This is a genomic window from Duganella lactea (assembly GCF_009857505.1).
Classification (GTDB): Bacteria; Pseudomonadota; Gammaproteobacteria; order Burkholderiales; family Burkholderiaceae_D; genus Rugamonas; species Rugamonas lactea.
The window spans coordinates 349421-370852 of sequence record NZ_WWCP01000002.1; the positions used below are offsets into that span (position 1 = coordinate 349421).

General features: G+C 62.8%; 20 protein-coding genes. 2 read left to right on the forward strand and 18 right to left on the reverse strand.

What is annotated here, in order from left to right; genetic code table 11:
- Positions 1 to 57 precede the first annotated feature (57 nt).
- Complete coding sequence (gene ppsA, locus GTP44_RS04265) at positions 58 to 2487, reverse strand: phosphoenolpyruvate synthase (protein ID WP_160990228.1); 2430 nt, start codon at positions 2485 to 2487, stop codon at positions 58 to 60.
- 156 nt (positions 2488 to 2643) lie between these two features.
- Between ppsA and ppsR the strand changes: the two genes are divergently transcribed.
- Positions 2644 to 3492 carry a posphoenolpyruvate synthetase regulatory kinase/phosphorylase PpsR gene (gene ppsR, locus GTP44_RS04270; RefSeq protein ID WP_160990227.1) on the forward strand — a complete coding sequence of 283 codons (849 nt, stop codon included), beginning with the start codon at positions 2644 to 2646 and terminating at the stop codon, positions 3490 to 3492.
- Positions 3493 to 3520: 28 nt separating this feature from the next.
- On the opposite strand, the gene GTP44_RS04275 is transcribed toward ppsR, so the two are convergent.
- The 17 genes from GTP44_RS04275 to rpsB all read right to left on the reverse strand — a co-directional run bounded on the left by GTP44_RS04275 (position 3521) and on the right by rpsB (position 20171).
- The gene (locus tag GTP44_RS04275; RefSeq protein ID WP_161018455.1) at positions 3521 to 4720 is read right to left on the reverse strand and encodes an EAL domain-containing response regulator; all 1200 of its coding nucleotides are present in this window, start codon (positions 4718 to 4720) and stop codon (positions 3521 to 3523) included.
- A gap of 21 nt (positions 4721 to 4741) precedes the next feature.
- Positions 4742 to 5527 (reverse strand): TrmH family RNA methyltransferase, encoded by a 786-nt coding sequence (locus GTP44_RS04280; protein WP_161018456.1) that lies wholly within the window; start codon positions 5525 to 5527, stop codon positions 4742 to 4744.
- Positions 5524 to 6144, reverse strand: coding sequence for a ribonuclease HII (gene rnhB / locus GTP44_RS04285; RefSeq protein WP_160990224.1), 621 nt, complete (start codon positions 6142 to 6144; stop codon positions 5524 to 5526). The genes GTP44_RS04280 and rnhB overlap by 4 nt, the downstream gene beginning before the upstream one ends.
- A 22-nt stretch (positions 6145 to 6166) precedes the next feature.
- Complete coding sequence (gene lpxB, locus GTP44_RS04290; protein WP_161018457.1) at positions 6167 to 7324, reverse strand: lipid-A-disaccharide synthase; 1158 nt, start codon at positions 7322 to 7324, stop codon at positions 6167 to 6169.
- On the reverse strand, positions 7308 to 8099 hold the full coding sequence (lpxA, locus tag GTP44_RS04295) for an acyl-ACP--UDP-N-acetylglucosamine O-acyltransferase (RefSeq protein WP_160990222.1): 792 nt from the start codon (positions 8097 to 8099) through the stop codon (positions 7308 to 7310). Before lpxA ends, lpxB begins: the two co-directional genes overlap by 17 nt.
- A 2-nt stretch (positions 8100 to 8101) precedes the next feature.
- Positions 8102 to 8596: a 3-hydroxyacyl-ACP dehydratase FabZ gene (gene fabZ / locus GTP44_RS04300; protein ID WP_161018458.1), complete on the reverse strand. Its 495-nt coding sequence runs from the start codon at positions 8594 to 8596 to the stop codon at positions 8102 to 8104.
- Between the two features lie 11 nt (positions 8597 to 8607).
- Positions 8608 to 9657 (reverse strand): UDP-3-O-(3-hydroxymyristoyl)glucosamine N-acyltransferase, encoded by a 1050-nt coding sequence (gene lpxD, locus GTP44_RS04305; RefSeq protein ID WP_161018459.1) that lies wholly within the window; start codon positions 9655 to 9657, stop codon positions 8608 to 8610.
- 33 nt (positions 9658 to 9690) lie between these two features.
- Complete coding sequence (locus GTP44_RS04310) at positions 9691 to 10194, reverse strand: OmpH/Skp family outer membrane protein (RefSeq protein ID WP_161018460.1); 504 nt, start codon at positions 10192 to 10194, stop codon at positions 9691 to 9693.
- Positions 10195 to 10264: 70 nt separating this feature from the next.
- Entirely contained in the window at positions 10265 to 12601 is a 2337-nt protein-coding gene (gene bamA, locus GTP44_RS04315) for an outer membrane protein assembly factor BamA (RefSeq protein ID WP_161018461.1), read from the reverse strand.
- 40 nt (positions 12602 to 12641) lie between these two features.
- Positions 12642 to 13997, reverse strand: a complete 1356-nt coding sequence (gene rseP / locus GTP44_RS04320) for an RIP metalloprotease RseP (protein ID WP_161018462.1) — start codon at positions 13995 to 13997, stop codon at positions 12642 to 12644.
- Entirely contained in the window at positions 13994 to 15187 is a 1194-nt protein-coding gene (ispC, locus tag GTP44_RS04325; protein WP_160990216.1) for a 1-deoxy-D-xylulose-5-phosphate reductoisomerase, read from the reverse strand. The genes rseP and ispC overlap by 4 nt, the downstream gene beginning before the upstream one ends.
- A 10-nt stretch (positions 15188 to 15197) precedes the next feature.
- Complete coding sequence (locus GTP44_RS04330) at positions 15198 to 16037, reverse strand: phosphatidate cytidylyltransferase (protein ID WP_161018463.1); 840 nt, start codon at positions 16035 to 16037, stop codon at positions 15198 to 15200.
- Complete coding sequence (gene uppS, locus GTP44_RS04335) at positions 16037 to 16789, reverse strand: polyprenyl diphosphate synthase (RefSeq protein ID WP_161018464.1); 753 nt, start codon at positions 16787 to 16789, stop codon at positions 16037 to 16039. The genes GTP44_RS04330 and uppS overlap by 1 nt, the downstream gene beginning before the upstream one ends.
- A gap of 189 nt (positions 16790 to 16978) precedes the next feature.
- Positions 16979 to 17539, reverse strand: a complete 561-nt coding sequence (gene frr / locus GTP44_RS04340) for a ribosome recycling factor (RefSeq protein WP_160990213.1) — start codon at positions 17537 to 17539, stop codon at positions 16979 to 16981.
- 28 nt (positions 17540 to 17567) lie between these two features.
- Positions 17568 to 18284 carry a UMP kinase gene (pyrH, locus tag GTP44_RS04345; RefSeq protein WP_160990212.1) on the reverse strand — a complete coding sequence of 239 codons (717 nt, stop codon included), beginning with the start codon at positions 18282 to 18284 and terminating at the stop codon, positions 17568 to 17570.
- A gap of 120 nt (positions 18285 to 18404) precedes the next feature.
- Entirely contained in the window at positions 18405 to 19322 is a 918-nt protein-coding gene (tsf, locus tag GTP44_RS04350) for a translation elongation factor Ts (RefSeq protein ID WP_160990211.1), read from the reverse strand.
- A 96-nt stretch (positions 19323 to 19418) separates the two neighbouring features.
- Positions 19419 to 20171 (reverse strand): 30S ribosomal protein S2, encoded by a 753-nt coding sequence (gene rpsB / locus GTP44_RS04355; RefSeq protein ID WP_160990210.1) that lies wholly within the window; start codon positions 20169 to 20171, stop codon positions 19419 to 19421.
- A 414-nt stretch (positions 20172 to 20585) separates the two neighbouring features.
- Here rpsB and map point away from each other — a divergent pair, with 414 nt between their 5' ends.
- On the forward strand, positions 20586 to 21413 hold the full coding sequence (gene map, locus GTP44_RS04360; RefSeq protein WP_160990209.1) for a type I methionyl aminopeptidase: 828 nt from the start codon (positions 20586 to 20588) through the stop codon (positions 21411 to 21413).
- The last annotated feature ends 19 nt before the right edge of the window (positions 21414 to 21432 follow it).

Consider the following 21432-nt stretch of genomic DNA (forward strand, 5'->3'; position numbering starts at 1 on the left):
AGTTTTTTGCTACTAAATTCATTAACTCCAGTCTAAACCATTTTCAGCCGGCGTCAATCATTTTTGCAGACTGGCCAGCTTCTGCCAGGTGTCGATCACCGAGTCCGGATTCAGCGACATCGATTCGATGCCCTGCTCCATCAGCCACGCCGCGAAGTCCGGATGGTCCGATGGCCCCTGGCCGCAGATGCCGATGTACTTGCCCTGCGCGCGGCAAGCCTGGATCGCCTGCGACAGCAGCGCCTTGACGGCGTCGTCGCGCTCGTCGAAGTCAGCCGCCAGCAGCGCCATGCCGGAATCCCGGTCCAGGCCCAGGGTCAGCTGGGTCAGGTCGTTGGAACCGATCGAGAAGCCGTCGAAGTGCTCCAGGAAGCGCTCCGCCAGAATCGCGTTCGATGGCACTTCGCACATCATGATCAGGCGCAGGCCGTTTTCGCCGCGCACCAGGCCGTTTTTGCCCAGCAGGTTGACGACCTTCTCGGCCTGGCCCAGCGTGCGCACGAACGGCACCATGATTTCGACGTTGGTCAGGCCCATGTCGTTACGCACGCGTTTCATCGCGGCGCATTCCATTTCGAACGCGCCGGCGAAATCGTCGGCCAGGTAACGTGCCGCGCCGCGGAAGCCCAGCATCGGATTTTCTTCATCCGGCTCGTAGCGCGAACCGCCGATCAGCTTCTTGTACTCGTTGGACTTGAAGTCCGACAGGCGCACAATCACCGGCTTCGGCCAGAACGCGGCGGCGATGGTGGCGATGCCCTCGGCCAGCTTGTCGACGTAGAACGCGCGTGGCGACGCGTGACCGCGCGCCACCGACTCGACGGCCTTTTTCAGGTCGGCGTCGATGTTCGGATATTCCAGGATCGCTTTCGGGTGCACACCAATATTGTTATTGATGATGAACTCCAGCCGCGCCAGACCGACACCGGCATTCGGCACCGACTGGAAGTCGAAAGCCAGCTGCGGATTGCCGACGTTGAGCATGATCTTGGTCGGCAGCTTGGGCAGTTCGCCGCGCGCCACTTCCGAGATTTCGGTTTCCAACAGGCCGTCGTAGATCTTGCCTTCATCGCCTTCGGCGCAAGACACGGTGACGAAGGTGCCGTCTTTCAGCACCTCGGTCGCATCGCCGCAGCCCACCACCGCCGGCACGCCCAGTTCACGCGCGATGATCGCGGCGTGGCAGGTACGGCCGCCACGGTTGGTGACGATGGCCGAGGCGCGCTTCATCACCGGTTCCCAGTTAGGGTCGGTCATGTCGGCCACCAGCACGTCGCCAGGCTGCACGCGTTCCATTTCCGACGGGTCGGTGATCACGCGCACCGGACCGGCGCCGATCTTCTGGCCGATGGCGCGGCCCGACGCCAGCACGGTGCCGGACGATTTCAGCTTGAAGCGCTGCTGCACGTCGGTCGCCTTCTGCTGCGACTTCACGGTTTCAGGACGCGCCTGCAGGATGTACAGTTTGCCGTCGCGGCCATCCTTGCCCCACTCGATGTCCATCGGACGCTGGTAGTGGTTTTCGATGATGACGGCGTACTTGGCCAGTTCCACCACTTCGTCGTCGGTCAGCGAATAGCGGTTGCGCAGCTCCACCGGCACGTCGACGGTCTTGACCGAGCGGCCGGCCTTGGCTTCGGCGGTGAATTCCATCTTGATCAGCTTCGAACCGATGTTGCGGCGGATCACAGGCGACTTGCCCTTCTCCAGCATCGGCTTGTGGACGTAAAACTCGTCCGGATTCACCGCGCCCTGCACCACCGTCTCGCCCAGGCCATAGCTGGAGGTGACGAACACCACGTCCTTGAAGCCGGACTCGGTGTCGATGGTGAACATCACGCCGGCGGCGCCCAGGTCCGAGCGCACCATGCGCTGCACGCCGGCCGACAGTGCCACCTCGGCGTGGGTGAAGCCTTTGTGTACGCGGTAGGAAATCGCGCGGTCGTTGTAGAGGGAGGCGAAGACGTGCTTCATCGCGTCCAGCACGTTGTCGATGCCGACCACGTTGAGGAAGGTCTCCTGCTGGCCGGCGAACGAGGCGTCCGGCAAGTCTTCGGCGGTGGCCGAGGAACGCACCGCGAACGACATTTCGGTCGACGAATCGGCCACGAGTTTTTCGTAGAAGGACTGGATCTCCGCTTCCAGGCGTGGCTGGAATGGCGTGTCGATGATCCACTGGCGGATTTCGGCGCCGGCCTGGGCCAGCGAGCGCACGTCGTCAATGTTCAGATCCGCCAGACGCTCGGCGATACGGTCGGCCAGCGACTTGCCGCCGTCCACGCTGTGCGACAGGAAGTCGCGGAAGGCCTGGGCCGTGGTGGCAAAGCCGCCCGGCACACGCACGCCGGCGCCCGCCAGCTGGCTGATCATCTCGCCGAGCGAGGCGTTCTTGCCGCCGACGGATTCGACATCCGTCATCCGTAAATTTTCAAACGAGGCAACGTAAACCGCTTCGTTGTTTTGCTCCTTCAATGCTGCGTTGGACATAAAAACACCTTTTTGATGATAGAAATCTTTCCGGCTGTCGGCAGACTCATATTCTTGCTTATTCTGGTGGTCGTGCCGCACAATGCATCCTGTTGGCGCACATTCTACAGCCTGTGGCGCGAATTGACGATTCACAATAGGATACTTGCACTAAACATGACACAAGAACAACGCCCCAGCTTGCCATCGGCCGCGCGCACCGTCTTTTTTGTCTCGGACGGCACCGGCATCACCGCCGAAACCTTTGGTCACTCGGTGCTGACCCAGTTCGAGCTGCGCTTCCGCCAAGTGCGGCTGCCCTTCATCGACACGCTCGACAAGGCGCACGATGCGGTGCGCAAGATCAACGAGGCGTTTGCCACCGACGGTCACCGGCCGATTATTTTTTCGACGCTGGTGCATACCGAGCTATCTGACGTCATACGACAGTGCAAGGGCATGTACATGGACATGTTCCAGACGTTTGTGGCGCCGCTGGAGCAGGAACTGGGCGTCAAGTCGACCCACACCATCGGCCGCTCGCACAACATCGTCGACAGCGAGGAGTACAAGAACCGCATCGAGGCGATCAACTTCTCGCTGGCGCATGACGACGGGCAGTCGCACAAGAACCTGGCGTCGGCCGACGTGATCCTGGTGGGCGTGTCGCGCTCGGGCAAGACGCCCACCAGCCTGTATCTGGCGATGCAGTACGGGATCAAGGCGGCCAACTATCCGCTGATTCCGGACGACTTCGAGCGCGGCAAGCTGCCGTCGTCGCTGTACGAATTCAAGGCGAAGATTTTCGGGCTGACCATCACGCCGGAGCGGCTGAGCGAGATCCGCAACGAGCGGCGCGCGGGCAGCAAGTACGCGTCGCTGGAGAACTGCCGGTACGAGGTCAATGAAGCGGAAGCGATGATGAAGCGCGAAGGCATCCGCTGGCTGTCATCGACCACCAAGTCGATTGAAGAGATCTCCACCACCATCCTGCAAGAGATCAAGCCGGACCGGCGCGAATACTAAACCCCGGTGTCAGGTCTGACACCGGGGTTTAGAAGAAGTGCTGCCAGTCGGCCAGCCAGGCGGGGAATTCGTCGATCGGCATCGGCCGGGCGATGTGGTAGCCCTGGGCGTAGGTGCAACCCAGGCCTTGCAGGAAGTCCCAGTCTTGCTTGGTTTCGACGCCGACCGCGACCGATTTGCGGTCCAGGCTACGCGCCAGACCGAGGCAGGAACGCAGCACAGTGCCGATCACCGCGCGCTTGGAGGCGCCGTCGACGAAGCTGCGGTCGATCTTCAATTCGGAAAATGGGATGCGCGCCAGCAGCTGTAAATTGCTGCGACCGGTGCCGTAGTCGTCGATCGCCAGACCGAAGCCTTTCATCCGCAGCCGCAGCAGCCGTTCAAGAAAATGCGGCTCGCTGCTCAGCACCGCCGATTCGGTCATTTCGAAGGTGATGTAGTCGGCCATCAGCTGGTGCCGCTCCAGGCAGGCCGTGATCTGTTCGAGGAACTGCGGATGCGCCAGCGTTACCTGGTCGACGTTGATCGAGATCGAAATCGGCACGCCCTGCGCATGCAACTGGCGACACGCCGCCACCGATTTTTCGATCATCGTCCAGTCGAGGAAGTCGACCCGCCGCGCCGCCGCCAGCGTCGGCATGAACGATGCGGTCCCCAGCACGCCATGCAGCGGGTGCCGCCAGCGGGCGAACATTTCCAGGCCTTTTACCTGGCCGGTTTCCAGTTCGATCTTGGGCTGGAAGTAGGGTTCGAATTCGCGGTTCTGCAAGCCTTGGCCGACTTCGGCGAATGATGGCGAGGGCGCCGCAGCGGGCGCGGGGCCGGCCTCGCTGGGCGGCAGGTAATTTTTCATCAGCGCGACCAAGCGGCTGCCGGTCACCGGCTTGCCGATCACACCGAGCACGTTGACACCGTATGCCAGCGCCATGGTCTCCACCGAGAACAGCACCGCGTTGCTTTGCGCGCCGACGAGGATCACGCCGGCCTTGCAGCGCGCTTCGCCCAGGTGGCGTATCAGCTCCAGCGCGTCCATGCCGGGCAGTCCGAGGTCGATGATGGCGATGTCCACTGGCGGCACGATGACGGCGCTGAAGCAGCGCAGCGCGGTGTGGCCGTCCGGCGCCTGGCTGATCTTGCCCACGCCCACGTGCACCAGAATGTCGGCCAAGGCGCGCCGTTGTCCCTGATCCCCTTCGGCTACCAGAAAGTGCAACTGCGCGATGTCCATGACCGCCTCCAGTTTTGGTCTCTAGCTCTGATTCTGCCTTACTTGCTCGAAAAAGCATACCGCGGCGCAGGCGGCGACGTTCAGCGATTCCACCTGCCCCAGATGCGGGATCACGACTTTGTGGGTCGCCTGCGACAGCAGATCGTCCGCCACGCCCTGCCCTTCGTGGCCGAAGATCCAGGCCACCGGCTGGCGCAGGTCGATGTCGTACAGTCGCTGCGCGGCGTAGCCGCTGGTGGCCAGCGTCGGCACGCGCGTGGCGCCGATCAGCGCCGACAGGTCAACGTTTTCGAAAATATCCAGCACGAAGTGCGCGCCCATCGCGGCCCGCAGCACTTTCGGCGACCAGCAGAACGCGGTGCCACTGCTGCAGTAGACTTGCTTGATGCCAGCCGCCGCCGCGCTGCGCAGGATGGAGCCGACGTTGCCGGGGTCCTGCACGCCGTCCAGCAGCACGGCGGAGACGCTGAGCGGCTCGCTCACGGTATGCTCCGGCGTGTCGATCAGGAATAAAACGCCGACGCCATGTTCGACCTGGCTGATGCCGTTGTACAGCGCATCCGGCAACGCCAGCACGTGGCCGCGCTGCGCTTCCAGCTGGCCGACGATGTCCATCACTTCCGGGTTGTGCAGCGCGCTTTCGCTGACCACGCACTGCTCCGGCAAGCCGCGCAGTTGCAGGTACGACTGGCACAAATGTACGCCGTCCAGCAGCGTGCGGCCGGCCTTGCGGCGCGCCTGCTGGCTGCCGGCCAGCTTGACCAGGTCCTTATATTGCGCGTTGTCGCGCGAGGTGATGGTTTTCATGGGTTCACCTCCAGCAGCACCCGCACCGGCGCGAACGAGCGGCGGTGCACCGGCGACGGGCCGTGCTCCCGCAGGCGCGCCAGGTGCAGCGCGGTGCCGTAGCCTTTGTGCTGGTCGAAGCAGTATTGCGGATAGCGCGCGTGCAGCGTCACCAGCGCGGCGTCGCGCGCGGTCTTGGCGAGGATGGAGGCGGCCGAGATGGCGTCCACCTTGTCGTCGCCGCCGATGACGGCGATGCTCTGGATTTTCATCACCGGGCAGCGGTTGCCATCAATCAGGGCCAGCGTCGGCACGGTGCTCAGCGCTTCCACCGCGCGGCGCATGGCCAGCATCGACGCTTGCAGGATGTTCAGTTTGTCGATTTCTTCTTCCGACGCCTCGGCGATGGCCCACGCCAGCGCATGCTGCTTGATCAGGGGCGCCAGCAGATCGCGTTTGGCTTCGGTGAGCTTTTTCGAGTCGCGCAGGCCGACGATCGGGCGCGCGGCGTCGAGGATGACGGCGGCGGCGAATACCGGGCCGGCCAGCGGACCGCGCCCCGCTTCGTCCACGCCGCAGATGATTTCATCCGGCGAGTCTGGCAGGTCATCGAATAAACCTGGATGTTGATTTTTCACTTTTAGATACTCTTAAATCCGTTCAGGCGCCGATTATACGCAGCACCGCCGCCGCGCTTTCCGCCGCGCTGTTGCGCAGCAGGCTGTGATGCATGTCGGTGAAGCGCTGCACAAGCCGCTGGCGATGCGGCGCGTCGCTCAGTTGCTTCCACATCGCTTCGGCCAGCGCGTCCGGGTTGGCGGCGTGCTGCAACAGCTCCGGCACCAGGAATTCGCGCGCCAGAATGTTGGGCAGGCCTATCCACGGCTGGTAGCCGAAGTGACGCAGAATCTGCCACTCCAGTTCCATCATCTTGTAGGCGATGACCATCGGCTTCTTGAACAGCGCCACTTCCAGCGACGCCGTGCCCGAGGCCACCATCACCGCTTCGGCGGCCGCTATCGCGGTGTGCGACTGGCCGTCCAGTAGCTGAATCTCGACGTCCCGCAAGCCTGCCTGCGCCACCAGCTCCAGGAAGAAGGCGCGTTGACGTTCGCCGGCCATCGGCGCGACAAAGCGCAGCGTGCTGTCGCGCTGCTTGAGCAGCCTGGCCGCCTGCACGAAGGCCACCGTGTTGTACTTGATCTCCGACATGCGGCTGCCCGGCATGATGGTGACCACGCTGGCGTCTTCCGGCAACCCAAGCTGGCGGCGCGCCGCGCCGACGTCCGGCGTCATCGGAATCAGCTCCGCCAACGGGTGGCCAACATAGCTGACCGGCACCCCGGCCTGCTGGTAAATCGCTTCCTCGAACGGGAAGATCACCAGCATATGCGACACGGCGCGCTGGATCTTCTTGATGCGGCCACCACGCCAGGCCCAGATCTGTGGCCCGATGTAGTGCACGGTCGGGATGCCGGCGGCTTTCAGTTGCTCCTCCAGCCCGAGATTGAAACCCGGGTAGTCGGCGCCGATGAAGACGGACGGACGCTCGGCCAGCAACTGGTCGCGCAGTGTGGCCTGGATGCCTTTGAGTTCACGGTAACGCATCAGGACCGGCAGCAGGCCGCGCACGGTCAGCGTGTCCATGGGTACGTGCGATTCGAAGCCCTGCGCCATCATCCGCGGTCCGCCGATGCCGTGGAAGCGCGCCTGTGGAAGATGCGGACGCAGGCCGGAAAGCAAACGAGCCGCCAGCATGTCGCCGGACGGCTCGCCCGCCACCAAGGCAAGGGACAGCTGGTCAGCGGACGATGCCACGGGTCGCCGTATCCAGAAACTCGCGCATGGCGCGCATATGCTGCGCCACGTCGGCCGGCACCGTCGCCTCTTCGGCGATCAGCGCCGCCTTGGCCTCGTCCAGCGTCAGGCCGGAGCGGTAGATGATCTTGTACGCGGCACGGATGCCGTTGATCTGCTCACGCGTGAAGCCGCGCCGCTTCAGGCCCTCGATGTTGACGCCGTGGGCGGACGCCGGATTACCGTTCAACAGCACGAACGGCGGCACGTCCTGCGTCAGCGAGGTGCTCATGCCGACAAACGCGTGCGCGCCGATCTTGCAGAACTGGTGCACATTGGCGAAGCCGCTCATGATCACGTAATCGCCGATTTCAACGTGGCCGGCGATCTGCGCGTTGTTCGAGAAGATCGTGTTGTTGCCAACCAAGCAGTCGTGCGCCAGGTGCACGTAGGCCGAAATCCAGTTGTCGTTGCCCAGCGAGGTCACGCCCTTGTCCTGCACTGTGCCGGTGTTGAAGGTGCAGAATTCGCGGATGGTGTTGCGGTCGCCGATGGTCAGGCGGGTCGGCTCGCCGTTCCACTTCTTGTCCTGCGGCGCGGCGCCGATCGACGAGAACTGGAAGAACTTGTTGTCGCTGCCGATGGTGGTGTGGCCTTCGATCACCACGTGCGGCCCCACCACCGTGCCGGAGCCGATCGTGACGTGGGGGCCGATCACCGAATACGGGCCAACTTCTACGCTCTCGTGCAGCGCTGCGTTGCTGTCGACGATGGCGGTGGCGTGTATCTTGGCCATGATTACTGTCCCGCGGGCTGCGACGCGTCGGTGGTGCTGCGGATGGTGCACATCAGGTCTGCTTCCACAGCGGTCTGGCCGTCAACCGAGCCAACCGCCTTGTATTTCCAGATGCCGCGCGATACACGCACGATTTCAATGTCCATCTTCAGCTGGTCGCCAGGACCGACCGGACGCTTGAAGCGCGCGTTGTCGATGCCGACAAAGTACACCACCGAATTCTCATCGGGCTTGATGCCCATGGTTTTGAACGACAGCAGCGCCGCGGTCTGCGCCATCGCTTCGATCATCAGCACGCCCGGCATCACCGGCTTGTGCGGGAAGTGGCCGTTGAAGAATTCTTCGTTGACGGTCACGTTCTTGATGGCGGTGATGGACTTGTTCTCTTCATACGAGAGCACGCGGTCGACCAGCAGCAGCGGGTAGCGGTGCGGCAGGTAGGACTTGATCTCGCAGATGTTCATGGTCTTGGGGGTTTCAGCCTGGGTAGTGGTCATGATTCGTATTCTCAGTTTTGCTCAGTTTTGGTCTTGATAATTTTTTCCAGCGCGCGGATCTTGTCGCGCATGGCCGACAGGTTGCGCACGATGACGGCCGATTTTTCCCAGTCGGCGTTTTTCGCCAGCGGGTAGAAGCCGGTGTACTGCCCCGGCTCCAGGATCGAGCGCGACACCATCGAGCCCGAGCCCACGTGCACCTTGTCGACGATGGTCAGGTGGCCCAGCACCATGGCGGCGCCGCCGAAGGTGCAGTACTTGCCGATCCTGGCGCTGCCGGCCACGCCGACGCAGCCGGCCATCGCCGTGTGCGCGCCGATATGGCAGTTATGGCCGATCTGGATCTGGTTGTCCAGCTTCACGCCGTCCTCGATCACCGTGTCGGCCAGCGCGCCGCGGTCGATGGTGGTGTTGGCGCCGATGTCGACATCGGCGCCGATCATCACGCGCCCGGTCTGCGGAATCTTGATGTAGACGCCGGCCTCGTTGGCGAAGCCGAAACCGTCGGTGCCGATCACCGCGCCGGAGTGGATGATGCCACGCTGACCGATCTGGCAGTAGGCGTGAAAGGTGACGTTGGCGAACAGTTTGGTCGCCTCGCCGATCACCGCCTCGCGGCCGATGAAACAACCGGCGCCGATGACGGCGTGCTCGCCAATCACCGCGCCGTCTTCGATCACCACGCGCGCGCCGATGTGCGCGGTCGGCGCGATCTGCGCCGTCTCCGCCACCACGGCGGTCGGATGCACGCCGGCCGCCGGCACGATGGCCGTCAACGACTCGAAATACTGCGCCGCGCGGGCGAAGTACACATACGGATTTTGCGCGATGATGCGCGCGCCGTTGTAACCGGCGGCGATAAAGGCGTCATCGGCGGCCGAGACGATCAGCGCCGCCGCCTTGCTCTGCAGCGCTTGCGCGCGCAGCTTGCTATTGCTGAGAAAGCTGATGTGCGAAACGCCGGCGTCGGCCAGTGGCGCGATCCCGGACACTTCCAGGTTCGCGTCGCCCACCAGCTGACCGCCCAAGCGTTCGACCAATGCTCCTAGTCGAGTGCCCATCGGGTGATCCAATCTTCGAGGTGATTACTTGTCTTACTTGTCTTTATCCAGCGCGGCCAGCACCTTGTCGGTGATGTCGATGCGCGGGCTGGCCCAGACGGCGTCCTGCAGCACGATGTCGAAGCCTTCGACGTTGGCCAGCTGCTTGATGATCTTGGTGGCTTTTTCCGAAATCGCCTGGCGCTCCTCGTTGGTGCGCTGGCTCAGATCTTCGCGGAACTCGCGCTGGCGGCGCTGGTACTCCTTGTCCAGCTCGAACACGTCGCGCTGGCGCTTGACGCGCTCCGCCTCGCTCAGCGCGGGGGCATCCTTCTCCAGCTTTTCCGACGCCGACTTCAGGCGCAGGCCCATGTCATTCATCGCCTTTTCGCGGCTCTTGAATTCTTCCTGCAGCTTCTCGCCGGCCAGCTTGGCCAGCTTGGACTCGTTATAGATGCGCTCCGGGCTGATCCACGCGATGCGCGACAGCGAGGTCTGCGCCTGCACCGGCGCCAATGAACACCAGCCCAGTGCAAGCACGGCAAGATATTTGGTCATGGTTGCGGATGCAGTCTTCAACTTATTTCTCCGGGGTAAAAATCAATACTTTCATTTAACAAATGCGACATCAGAAGCCGGTACCCATCTGGAACTGGAAACGTTCCAGGCGGTCGCCTTCCTTGGCGTTCAGCGGCTTAGCATAACTCAACTTCAGCGGGCCGACCGGGGAAATCCAGCTGATGCCCAAACCCGAAGAATAGCGCAATTGCGACAAACGCATCTTTTCAGCTTCCTGATACACTTGGCCGCCGTCGACGAAGACGAACCAACGCAGGCTGCGGTCCTGGCCGGAGCCAGGGAACGGCATCTGCAGTTCGGCATTGCCGATCAGGCGCGAGGCGCCGCCCAGCGCGTCGCCGTAGCGGGTGTCGACCGCGCCCAGCGAGGAGCTGTAGTAGCCGCGCACCGAGCCGATGCCGCCGGCGTAGAAGTTCTTGAACACCGGGTAGTTGCTGTTGCCCAGGCCGCGGCCGTAGTCGACCTCGCCCTTCAAGGCCAGCGTCACCTTCGAGAACAGCGGCTTGTACCACTGCTGCTCATACACGGCGCGGTAGTACTTCTGTTCGCCGATGACGTCCAGCTCCAGGTTGGCGCGCTGGTAGCGGCCAATGGTCGGGGTGGTGGCCGAGTCGCGGCTGTCGCGCGCCCACGCCACGGTCAGCGGCACCGCCGTCGCCTGCGCCGTGCCGACGCCGCTGGCGATGCCGGTGATCGAGCGCACGTAGTCCTGGAAGCGGGTCGGCGAGGTTTGGTCGGTGGTGATCTTCGAGCGTTCCAGGCCGACGCCGAAGAACACGGTGTCGACTTCGGAGAACGGCACACCCCAGCTGACGCGGCCGCCCTGCTGTTTAATCGTGTAACTGCCGATATTGACCGCCGGCGGTTTGGTGGTGCGCACATACAGCTCGTAGCCGCGCGAGACGCCGTCGTCGGTGTAGTAAGGATCGGTCTGCGAGAACGAGATCGTGCGGCTGTACTTGGAGGTGTTCAGCTCCAGGCCGACGGTGGTGCCGGAGCCGGCGAAGTTGGCCTGCTGGATCGCCGCCTGGAACGAGAATTTCTCCGACTGCGAGAACGCGCCGCCGATCTGGAAGTTGCCGGTCGGGCGTTCGGTCACGGTCATGTTGACGTCGACCTGGTCGGACGTGCCCTGCGCTTCCGGCGTGTCGACGGTGACGTCCTTGAAGTAGCCCAGACGGTCGACGCGGTCGCGCGACAGCTTGATCTTGTTGGCGTCATACCAGCTCGACTCGAACTGGCGGAATTCGCGGCGGATCACCTCGTCGCGGGTGCTGGTGTTGCCGGCGATATTCATGTGGCGCACGTAGGCGCGCTTGCCCGGATCGATGAAGAAGGTGAACGACACTTCACGTTTCTCGACGTCGATGTCCGGCGCCGCGTTGACGTTGGCGAAGGCATAGCCGAAGGTGCCCAGGCGATCCGAGATCAGCTTGTTGGTGGCGGTCAGCAGCTCGCCGGAGTAGATCTGGCCCTGGCGCAGCAGCACCAGCGAACGCAGTTCCTCTTCGCGGCCGAAGGTCTCGCCCTCGAACTTGATGTTGTTGACCTTGTACTGCTCACCCTCGGTGATGTTGATGGTGATGTAGATGTCCTTCTTGTCCGGCGTGATCGACACCTGGGTGGAGTCGATGTTCATGCTGATGTAGCCGCGATTCAGATAGTAGGACTTGAGCGACTCGATGTCGCCGGTCAGCTTGGTCTTGGAGTACTGGTTGGCCTTGGTGTACCAGCTGAACCAGCCACCGGTGTTGAGCGCCAGCTGGTCCTTCAGTTCCTTGTCGGAGAACACCTTGTTGCCGACGATGTTGATTTCCTTGATCTTGGCGATCTCGCCCTCGTCCACCACGAAGTTGATGTTGACGCGGTTACGCTCCAGCGGCGTGACCGTGGTTTCCACCTTCACGCCATACAGGCCGCGCGACAGGTACTGCCGCTTCAGCTCTTGCTCGGCGCGGTCGACCGAGGCCTTGTCGAAGATCTTGGCTTCGCCGACACCGATGTCCTTCAGCGCCTTGATCAGGGTGTCTTTTTCAAATTCCTTGGTGCCGGTGAAGTCCACCTTGGCGATGGCCGGGCGTTCCTCGACCAGCACCACCAGCACCTGGCCGTCTTTCTCCAGCTTGACGTCCTTGAAGAAACCGGTGGCGTACAGCGCCTTGATGGCGGTGACCGATTTGTCGTCGTTGAAGGTTTCGCCGACACGTACCGGCAGATAGCTGAACACCGTACCGGCTTCCGTGCGCTGTATCCCTTCGACGCGGATATCTTTGATGACGAAGGGCTCGATCGCCATGGCGCTGCCGCTGCAAAGTGCCAGAACGGCGGCGCCGATCAGACTGCGGCGCAAGGAAGTTGAAGTAATACGGTCAGAATATAATTTCATCGGGTTCAATGGCTCAATCAACGAGAACTACACAGTACAGCTACAGCAACCGGACCACGTCGTTAAACACGGCCAACAGCATCAGGCTAAGCAGCAAACCCATGCCCAGCCGCTGTGCGATTTCACCGACGCGTTCCGGCACAGAACGCCCAGTTAAAACTTCCAGCGAATAATACAGCAAATGCCCCCCGTCTAGAACGGGAATCGGCAGCAAATTCATCACGCCCAGACTGATGCTGATGAAGGCGATGAAGCTCAAATAGTATTCCAGACCCAGCCGCGCGGTCTGGCCGGCGTAGTCGGCGATGGTGATCGGCCCGGTCACATTCTTCAGCGAGACCTCGCCGGTGAACATTTTGCCGATCATTTTCAGCGTCATCGTACAAGTATCCCAGACCCGCACCACCGACTTTTCCAGCGCGGCGAACGGTGCCGAGGGCACCCGGATCATATCCGGGCGATTGGCGATTTCCGCGTTGATCTTACCGACTGTTACAGTTCCTTTGCTGGTTTTTGCCTCACCCGCCTCCGGCACCACGCTCAGCGTCAGCGGCTGGCCGGCGCGTTGCAGCGTCACCTGCAACGCGCGCCCCGGCGCGGCGCGGATTTGCTCGATGAAGCCCTGGCCGTCGGCCACCGCCACGCCATCGACGCCGGTCAGCAGATCGCCCGGCTGCAGGCCGGCGCGTTCGGCCGGGCTACCCGGCAGCACGCGCAGCACCACCGGCGCCGGCAACGCCACACCGAGACCGAGCTGTTGTGGCACGTCGCCCTCCAGGTCGACGCCCTGCAACGCCGCCGCCGGCAGCGTGACCGCCATGCGCCCCTGCCCGGGCCGCTCAACGGCCAGCCGCACTTCGTGTTGATCGATGGCCGACTGGATGAACTGCCAGCGCAGCTCGGACCACACCTGCACCGGCTGCTCGTTGACGGCAGTGACGATATCGCCGCTGTGCAGCCCGGCCTGCGCCATCGGCGTCCCGGCGCGCACGCTGATCTTGCTGCTCGGCTCTTCGACGCCGTGCATGTACAGGCCGGCGAACAGCACGATCGCCACCAGGAAGTTGGCGATCGGGCCGGCGGCCACGATGGCGATGCGCTTCCACACGTTCTGGCGGGTGAATTCACGTTGCAGGTCGGCTTCCGACAAGCCGGCCAGCTCGCCTTCGCGCGCATCCAGCATCTTGACGTAGCCGCCCAGCGGCAGCGCCGACAATGCCCATTCGGTCTGGTCCTGGCCGAAACGGCGCGACCACACCACCTTGCCCATGCCGACCGAGAAGCGCAACACCTTGACACCGCACCAGCGCGCTACCAGGTAGTGGCCCAGCTCGTGGAACACCACCAGCGGGCCGAGGCAGAAGATGAACGCCAGTACGGTCTGGATACCACTCATTTTGTCACCCTGGCGATATAGGCCTCGGCGGCGGCGCGGGCGGCGGCGTCCTGCGCCATCACCGCGTCGATGCTGTGGGCGTCGCCGTGCGGCAGCGTGTCGACCACATGGGCGATCACACGGTCGATCTGGCGGAAACCGATTTTCAGGTCGAGGAAGGCTTGCACCGCCACCTCGTTGGCGGCGTTCAGCAGGGCCGGCGCGGTGCCGCCGGCGCGCAGCGCCGCGAAAGCCAGCGCCAGGCACGGGAAGCGGTCGAAGTCCGGCTTCTGGAATTGCAACGTCGCCACTTGCGTCAGGTCCAGCGGCGCCACGCCCGAGGCGATGCGCTCCGGGTAGGCCAGCGCGTGGGCGATCGGCGTGCGCATGTCCGGGTTGCCCAGCTGCGCCAGCACCGAACCGTCAACATAGGACACCATCGAGTGGATCACCGATTGCGGGTGGATCACCACTTCGATCTGGTCGGCGGGGGCGCCGAACAGCCAGTGCGCCTCGATCACTTCCAGGCCCTTGTTCATCATGGTGGCCGAATCGACCGAAATCTTGCGGCCCATCGACCAGTTCGGATGCTTGCAGGCCTGCTCCGGCGTCACCGCGTCCAAGGTGGCGACGTCGCGCGTCAGAAACGGGCCGCCGGAAGCGGTCAGCAGAATCTTGGCGACGCCGGCGGCGGGGTCGCGCACGGCCGGCAGGTTGCCGCCGAATTGCGGCATCGACTGGAAAATGGCGTTGTGTTCGCTGTCGATCGGCAGCAGCACGGCGCCCGATTCGTGCACGGCGTCCATGAACAACTGGCCGGACATGACCAGCGCCTCCTTGTTGGCCAGCAGGATTTTCTTGCCGGCGCGGGCGGCGGCCAAGGTCGGCGCCAGGCCGGCGGCGCCGACGATCGCCGCCATCACGCTGTCGACTTCAGCCGCGCTGGCAATGTCGCACAGCGCCTGTTCGCCCCACGCCACCTCGGTCTTGACGCCGGCCGCGCGCAGCAGCGCGGCCAGGCGGTCGGCGGCGGCGGCGCTGCCGACCACGGCGCGCGCCGGACGGAAGCGTTCGCATTGCGCGGCCAGTTCTTCAACCCGGCTATGCGCCGACAGCGCGTGGACGGCATAACGCTGCGGATGGCGGGCGATCACATCCAGCGTGGAGACGCCGATCGAGCCGGTGGCGCCTAATACGGTAATACGTTGCATGGTAGTTCTTTCAGAGCCAGGACGACACCAGCGCCGCCATCGGCAGCACCGGGATCAGCGCGTCCACGCGATCCAACACGCCGCCGTGGCCGGGCAGCAGGTTGCTGCTGTCCTTGATGCCGGCGCGACGCTTGAGCGCGGATTCAAACAGGTCGCCGATGACAGAGAACATCACCAGCACCAGCAGCAGCAACAAGGCCACGGCCCAGCCGAAGCGGGCTTGCAGCTTGAAGGCAAAAGTGTCCTGCAGCCACGGCGCGGCGCCGCCGGCCAGAATGATGGACAGCGCGGCCAGCAGCAGCACGGCCAGCGCGCCGCCGATAGCGCCTTCCCAGGACTTGCCCGGCGAAATGCTCGGCGCCAGCTTGCGCTTGCCGAAGGCCTTGCCGGAGAAGTAGGCGCCAATGTCGGCCACCCACACCAGCACCAGCACCGACAGCAGATACAGCGGCGACTTCAGGTACAGGCCGACCAGCGCGAAGAAGGCGGCGAACACGGCGAAGGTGAAGGTGATCGCCAGCGACCAGTTGGCGGCGGTGCCCAGTTGCGGCAGGCCGAGGCCGAGCGTGGGCGCATAGCGGATCAGCCACAGCAAGGCGGCCACGCCGTACAGCGCGTTGACCGCGCCCGGCTTGGCCGAGTACATCAGCAGCACGAACAGCGCGCCGCCGGCGAAACCGGCCACGCGGGCCTTGCCTTCGTTCAGGCCGAACAGGCGCGCGCCCTCCCACACGGCGGCGCCGACAAACAGCGTCACCACCAGGGCAACCGCAGGGAAATAGTTGAAGAACAGGACCGGCAGCAACACCGCCAGCAACGCCACAGCGGTAATAATCCTCGTTTTCAGCATCAGTTTGTCTTTTCAGCCAGTTGCGCGCCGGTGCGGCCGAATCGCCGCTCGCGGTGCTGGTAGGAGGCGATCGCCTCGTCGAGACACGCGGCGGAAAAATCCGGCCAGTAGGTGTCGGTGAAGAACAGCTCGGTGTACGCCAGCTGCCACAGCAGGAAATTGGAAATGCGCTGTTCGCCACCGGTGCGGATGAACAGGTCGGGCTCGGGCGCGTAGGCCATGGCCAGGTGCGGCGCCAGTTGCTCCTCGGTGAAGTCGGTCACGCCCGGATGGGCTTTGGCCATCTGCGACACGGCCTGCATGATGTCCCAGCGGCCGCCGTAGTTGGCGCAGATGGTGACGGTCATGCGGGTGTTGGCGGCGGTCTTGCGCTCGGCGGTGGAAATCATGCCTTGCAGCTTGCTGTCGAAGCGGCTGAGGTCGCCCACGACCTTGAGGCGGATGTTATTGGCGTGCAGCTTGGAGACTTCGCGTTCCAGCGCCGTCACGAACAGGCGCATCAGCAGGGAGACTTCCTCCTCCGGGCGGCGCCAGTTCTCGGAACTGAAGGCGAACAGGGTCAGGTATTCAACGCCGCGGCGGGCGCAGGACTCGACCACGGTGCGCACCGCCTCCACGCCCTTGACGTGACCACCCACGCGGGGCAGGAAGCGCTTGGTTGCCCAGCGGCCGTTGCCGTCCATGATGATGGCCACATGGCGTGGCACGGCAGGTGCGTCTGGAACCTCGGTAGTCGAACTCGTATATTTCATGAAAACGTCGGTGCCAAAATAGAAAGTATTGCAGGTGTGAGGCAAAAAGACAAGATGAGCTCCATAGAAGCCTCCTTGCACCGCAGAAGCGTCATTCCCGCGCAGGCGGGAATCCAGGGGCCACGTGCTTGCACGCTCAGCATGGATTCCCGCCTGCGCGGGAATGACGACGTGTTGCGGCGGCGGGTATTACACCGTCAGAATTTCTTTTTCCTTCTCACCCAGCACCTTGTCGATGTCGGCGATAAACTTGTCGGTCAGCTTCTGCACATCGTCGGCGCCGCGGCGCTCGTCATCTTCCGAGATGGCCTTATCCTTGACCAGCTTCTTCAGGCCCTCATTGGCGTCACGGCGAATATTGCGCACCGCCACCTTGGCGTCTTCCGCCTCGCCCTTGGCCAGCTTGACCATTTCCTTGCGGCGTTCCTCGGTCAGCGGCGGGGTCGGCACGCGGATGATGTCGCCCTGCGCGGCCGGGTTCAGGCCCAGGTCGGCGTCACGGATGGCTTTCTCGATGGCGCCGGCCATCTTCTTCTCGAACGGCTGCACGCCGATGGTACGGGCGTCGACCAGCGTCAGGTTGGCCACCTGATTGATCGGCGTCGGATTACCGTAGTAATCCACCGTCACGTGGTCGAGAATGCCGGTGTGGGCACGGCCGGTACGCACCTTGGCCAGATCGGCGCGCAGGGTTTCCAGCGATTTCGTCATGCGGTCTTGCGCGCTCTTTTTAACGTCGGCTACGGACATTGCTGCTCTCCTGTGTATCTAATCTAAATTAAACGTGAACCAGTGTACCTTCATCCTCGCCCATGATGACGCGCTTGAGCGCGCCCGGCTTGGTGATGGAGAACACCTTGATCGGCAGTTTCTGGTCGCGGCACAGCGCAAAGGCGGTCGCGTCCATCACCTGCAGGTGCTTGGCGATGGCTTCATCGAAGCTGATCGAGTGGTACAGCGTGGCGTTCGGGTCCTTCTTCGGGTCGGCAGTATACACGCCATCGACCTTGGTGGCCTTGAGCACGATTTCCGCGCTCACTTCCGCGCCGCGCAATGCCGCTGCGGTGTCGGTGGTGAAGAACGGATTGCCGGTGCCGGCCGCGAACACCACGACCTTGCCTTCTTCCAGATATTGCAGCGCTTTCGGGCGCACATACGGCTCGACCACCTGCTCGATGCCGATCGCCGACATGACGCGCGCGGTGATGCCGACATGGCGCATGGCGTCAGCCAGGGCCAGCGCGTTCATCACGGTGGCCAGCATGCCCATGTAGTCGGCGGTGGCGCGGTCCATGCCTTGGGCGCCGGGCGCGACGCCGCGGAAGATATTGCCGCCGCCAATGACGATCGCCAGTTCCACGCCCAGTTTCGCGACCTCGGCCACATCGGCCACCGTCCGCTCGATCGTGGCGCGATTGATGCCGTAAGGATCATCGCCCATCAGGGCTTCGCCGGACAATTTGAGGAGGACGCGCTTATAGGCTGGTTTGGACATGAGACGGGGCTCCTATTGAGGGGGTTGTTCGGGGGTATGCTGCGGCGCCTATGATACCTTGCCCGGCGCCGCGTCCTGCTGTGGGCTTAAAAAAACGGGCCTCTCGGCCCGTTTTCTGTATTACGCTCCTTTGGAAGCGGCCACCTGGGCGGCCACTTCGGCGGCGAAGTCGTCGACTTTTTTCTCGATGCCTTCGCCAACCACGTACATCACGAACGCTTTGACGGTGGTCGATTTTTCTTTCAGCATCTGCTCGATCGACTGCTTGTCGTTTTTCACGAAAGCCTGGTTCAGCAGCGAGACTTCTTTCAGGTACTTCTGCACCGAGCCTTCCAGACGCTTGGCGACGATGTCGGCAGGCTGTACTGGTTTGCCGGCGGCCACGGCGGCGGCGGCGTCTTCATCCGCTTTCAGCTTGGCGACCGAGCGCTCTTTTTCGATCAGTTCGGCAGGAACCTGGTCGGCCGACAGCGACACCGGCTTCATCGCGGCGATGTGCATGGCCACGTCTTTACCGACTTGCTCGTCGGCGCCGTCGAACTCAACCATCACGCCGATGCGGGTGCCGTGCAGGTACGATGCCAGCTTGGCGCTGGTTTCGAAACGCTGGAAGCGGCGGATCGACATGTTTTCGCCGATTTTACCGATCAGGGCGGCGCGCACTTCGTCCAGGGTTTTGCCGTCGTCGCCCGCTGGCAGGGCCAGCAGGGCAGCCACGTCGGCCGGGTTCTTTTCAGCCACCAGACGGGCGGCGGTGTTGGCCAGGTTCAGGAAATCGTCGTTTTTCGCGACGAAGTCGGTTTCCGAGTTCACTTCGACCAGCGCGCCCACGCCATTGGCGATGTAGGTGGCGACCACGCCTTCGGCGGTGATGCGGCTTGCCGCTTTACCAGCCTTGCCGCCCAGCTTGACGCGCAGGATCTCTTCCGCACGACCCATGTCGCCTTCGGCTTCGGTCAGTGCTTTTTTGCATTCCATCATCGGCGCGTCGGTTTTCGCGCGCAGTTCGCCTACCATTGCTGCAGTAATCGCTGCCATGTAATTCTCCTGTAATTCGGTATTCGGGGGTGGTTAGTTAAAAAAAAGGGGGAGCTGTTGGCCACCCCTTTTTTTCTTACAGCCTGCCAGGAACGATTAAGCCTGTTCGCTGACTTCGACGAATTCGTCGCCGGCTGCCGCTTTAACCATCTCAACAACTTCAGCGCCAGCGGCCGAACGGCCTTCCAGGATCGCGTCTGCTACGCCACGGGCGTACAGGGTGATGGCTTTCGACGAGTCGTCGTTGCCTGGAATGACGTACTGCACGCCTTCTGGCGAGTGGTTGGTATCGACCACGCCGATGACTGGGATGCCCAGTTTCGCGGCTTCGGTGATGGCGCCCTTGTGGTAGCCAACGTCAACGACGAAGATAGCGTCAGGAACGCCGCCCATGTCTTTGATGCCGCCGATCGATTTTTGCAGCTTGACGATTTCGCGTTGGAACATCAGCGCTTCTTTTTTCGACATCTTCTCGGCCGAACCGTCAGCGATCGAAGCTTCCATGTCTTTCAGGCGCTTGATCGAAGTCTTGATGGTTTTGAAGTTGGTCAGCATGCCGCCCAGCCAACGCTGGTCAACATAAGGAACGCCTGCGCGCTGGGCTTCAGCAGCGATGATATCGCGTGCTTGACGCTTGGTGCCGACCATCAGGATGGTGCCACGGCTTGCGGCAACCTGTTTCACGTGCTTCATCGCTTCTTGATACATACCCATCGTCTTTTCCAGATTGATGATATGGATCTTGTTGCGGTGACCGAAGATGAACGGCGCCATCTTTGGGTTCCAGAAACGGGTTTGGTGACCGAAGTGGACACCGGCTTCCAGCATTTCGCGCATAGTTACGGACATAATTTACTCCAGGGTTAGTTCTGGAATCCGATCAGTCACCACGGCTATCGCCAGGCACCCTTGTCGACCGGATTCGCGTGTTTAAATTAACGAGAATAACAACATTGCTCAAACCAAATTCAAGCAACCCGAAATTCTACCTCAAAACCGGCCTTGCAGGCAAGCGTTCTCACTCTGCGGGCGGCGGCGCGGACGCACCATTACCGCGCATCAGCGCACCAAAATGCATCATAACGGACGAAACTGTGGCCAATTGTCCCTCCAAGGGATGCGCCGGGCGCCGGGCCGACGATGCCGCACGCGACAAGCCCGGCGTCGTTTATAATTTCGACATATCGACCGCCACGCCGCCCTCGCGGCGACCGGGGCGTTTTCACCGTTTACACCAAAGTTTCTAGCAGATTGCGATCCAATATGTCCATTTCCATCAAAACCGCCGAAGATATCGAAGGCATGCGCGTGGCCGGCCGCCTCGGTTCCGAAGTGCTCGACTACATCACGCCCTTCGTCAAGCCCGGCGTCACCACCGGCGAACTGGACCGCCTGTGCCACGAATACATGGTCAACGTGCAGGGCACCATTCCGGCGCCGCTGAACTACTGCCCGCCCGGCTACACGCCCTACCCCAAAGCCATTTGCACCTCGGTCAACGACGTCATCTGCCATGGCATTCCGGGCGACAAGGTGCTGAAGAACGGCGACGTGGTCAACCTCGACATCACTATCATCAAGGATGGCTACCACGGCGACAACAGCCGCATGTTCTTCATTGGCGAGCCGTCGATCCTGGCCAAGCGCCTGTCGGACATCACCTATGAATGCATGTGGTTGGGCATCCAGCAGGTCAAGCCGGGCGCCACGCTGGGCGACATCGGCCACGCCATCCAGCAGCACGCCGAAAAAGCCGGCTACAGCGTGGTGCGCGAGTTCTGCGGCCACGGCATCGGCAAGGTATTCCACGAAGAGCCGCAAGTGCTGCACTACGGCAAGCCTGGCACCGGTGTCAAGCTGGAAGCCGGCATGATCTTCACCATCGAGCCGATGATCAACGCCGGCCGCCGCGAAATCCGCGAAATGAATGACGGCTGGACCATCAAAACCAAGGACCGCAGCCTGTCGGCCCAGTGGGAACACATGATCCTGGTGACCGACACCGGCTACGAGGTGCTGACGCTGTCGGCCGGCAGCCCGCCGCCGCCGGCCTTCGTCACCGGCGCCGGCTCCGCCGCCAGGGCGGCGTAATCCCGTGAACGCGGCCGTG

Coding starts and splice junctions, on each gene's coding strand:
- fabZ (WP_161018458.1), bottom strand. CDS start 8,596: ATGACCACTACCCAGGCTGAAACCCCCAAGACCATGAACATCTGCGAG.
- frr (WP_160990213.1), bottom strand. CDS start 17,539: ATGTCCGTAGCCGACGTTAAAAAGAGCGCGCAAGACCGCATGACGAAA.
- ispC (WP_160990216.1), bottom strand. CDS start 15,187: ATGCAACGTATTACCGTATTAGGCGCCACCGGCTCGATCGGCGTCTCC.
- GTP44_RS04280 (WP_161018456.1), bottom strand. CDS start 5,527: ATGAAAACCATCACCTCGCGCGACAACGCGCAATATAAGGACCTGGTC.
- rseP (WP_161018462.1), bottom strand. CDS start 13,997: ATGAGTGGTATCCAGACCGTACTGGCGTTCATCTTCTGCCTCGGCCCG.
- pyrH (WP_160990212.1), bottom strand. CDS start 18,284: ATGTCCAAACCAGCCTATAAGCGCGTCCTCCTCAAATTGTCCGGCGAA.
- lpxD (WP_161018459.1), bottom strand. CDS start 9,657: ATGGGCACTCGACTAGGAGCATTGGTCGAACGCTTGGGCGGTCAGCTG.
- lpxA (WP_160990222.1), bottom strand. CDS start 8,099: ATGGCCAAGATACACGCCACCGCCATCGTCGACAGCAACGCAGCGCTG.
- GTP44_RS04310 (WP_161018460.1), bottom strand. CDS start 10,194: ATGACCAAATATCTTGCCGTGCTTGCACTGGGCTGGTGTTCATTGGCG.
- tsf (WP_160990211.1), bottom strand. CDS start 19,322: ATGGCAGCGATTACTGCAGCAATGGTAGGCGAACTGCGCGCGAAAACC.
- map (WP_160990209.1), top strand. CDS start 20,586: ATGTCCATTTCCATCAAAACCGCCGAAGATATCGAAGGCATGCGCGTG.
- rpsB (WP_160990210.1), bottom strand. CDS start 20,171: ATGTCCGTAACTATGCGCGAAATGCTGGAAGCCGGTGTCCACTTCGGT.
- GTP44_RS04275 (WP_161018455.1), bottom strand. CDS start 4,720: ATGGACATCGCGCAGTTGCACTTTCTGGTAGCCGAAGGGGATCAGGGA.
- ppsR (WP_160990227.1), top strand. CDS start 2,644: ATGACACAAGAACAACGCCCCAGCTTGCCATCGGCCGCGCGCACCGTC.
- bamA (WP_161018461.1), bottom strand. CDS start 12,601: ATGAAATTATATTCTGACCGTATTACTTCAACTTCCTTGCGCCGCAGT.
- ppsA (WP_160990228.1), bottom strand. CDS start 2,487: ATGTCCAACGCAGCATTGAAGGAGCAAAACAACGAAGCGGTTTACGTT.
- GTP44_RS04330 (WP_161018463.1), bottom strand. CDS start 16,037: ATGCTGAAAACGAGGATTATTACCGCTGTGGCGTTGCTGGCGGTGTTG.
- uppS (WP_161018464.1), bottom strand. CDS start 16,789: ATGAAATATACGAGTTCGACTACCGAGGTTCCAGACGCACCTGCCGTG.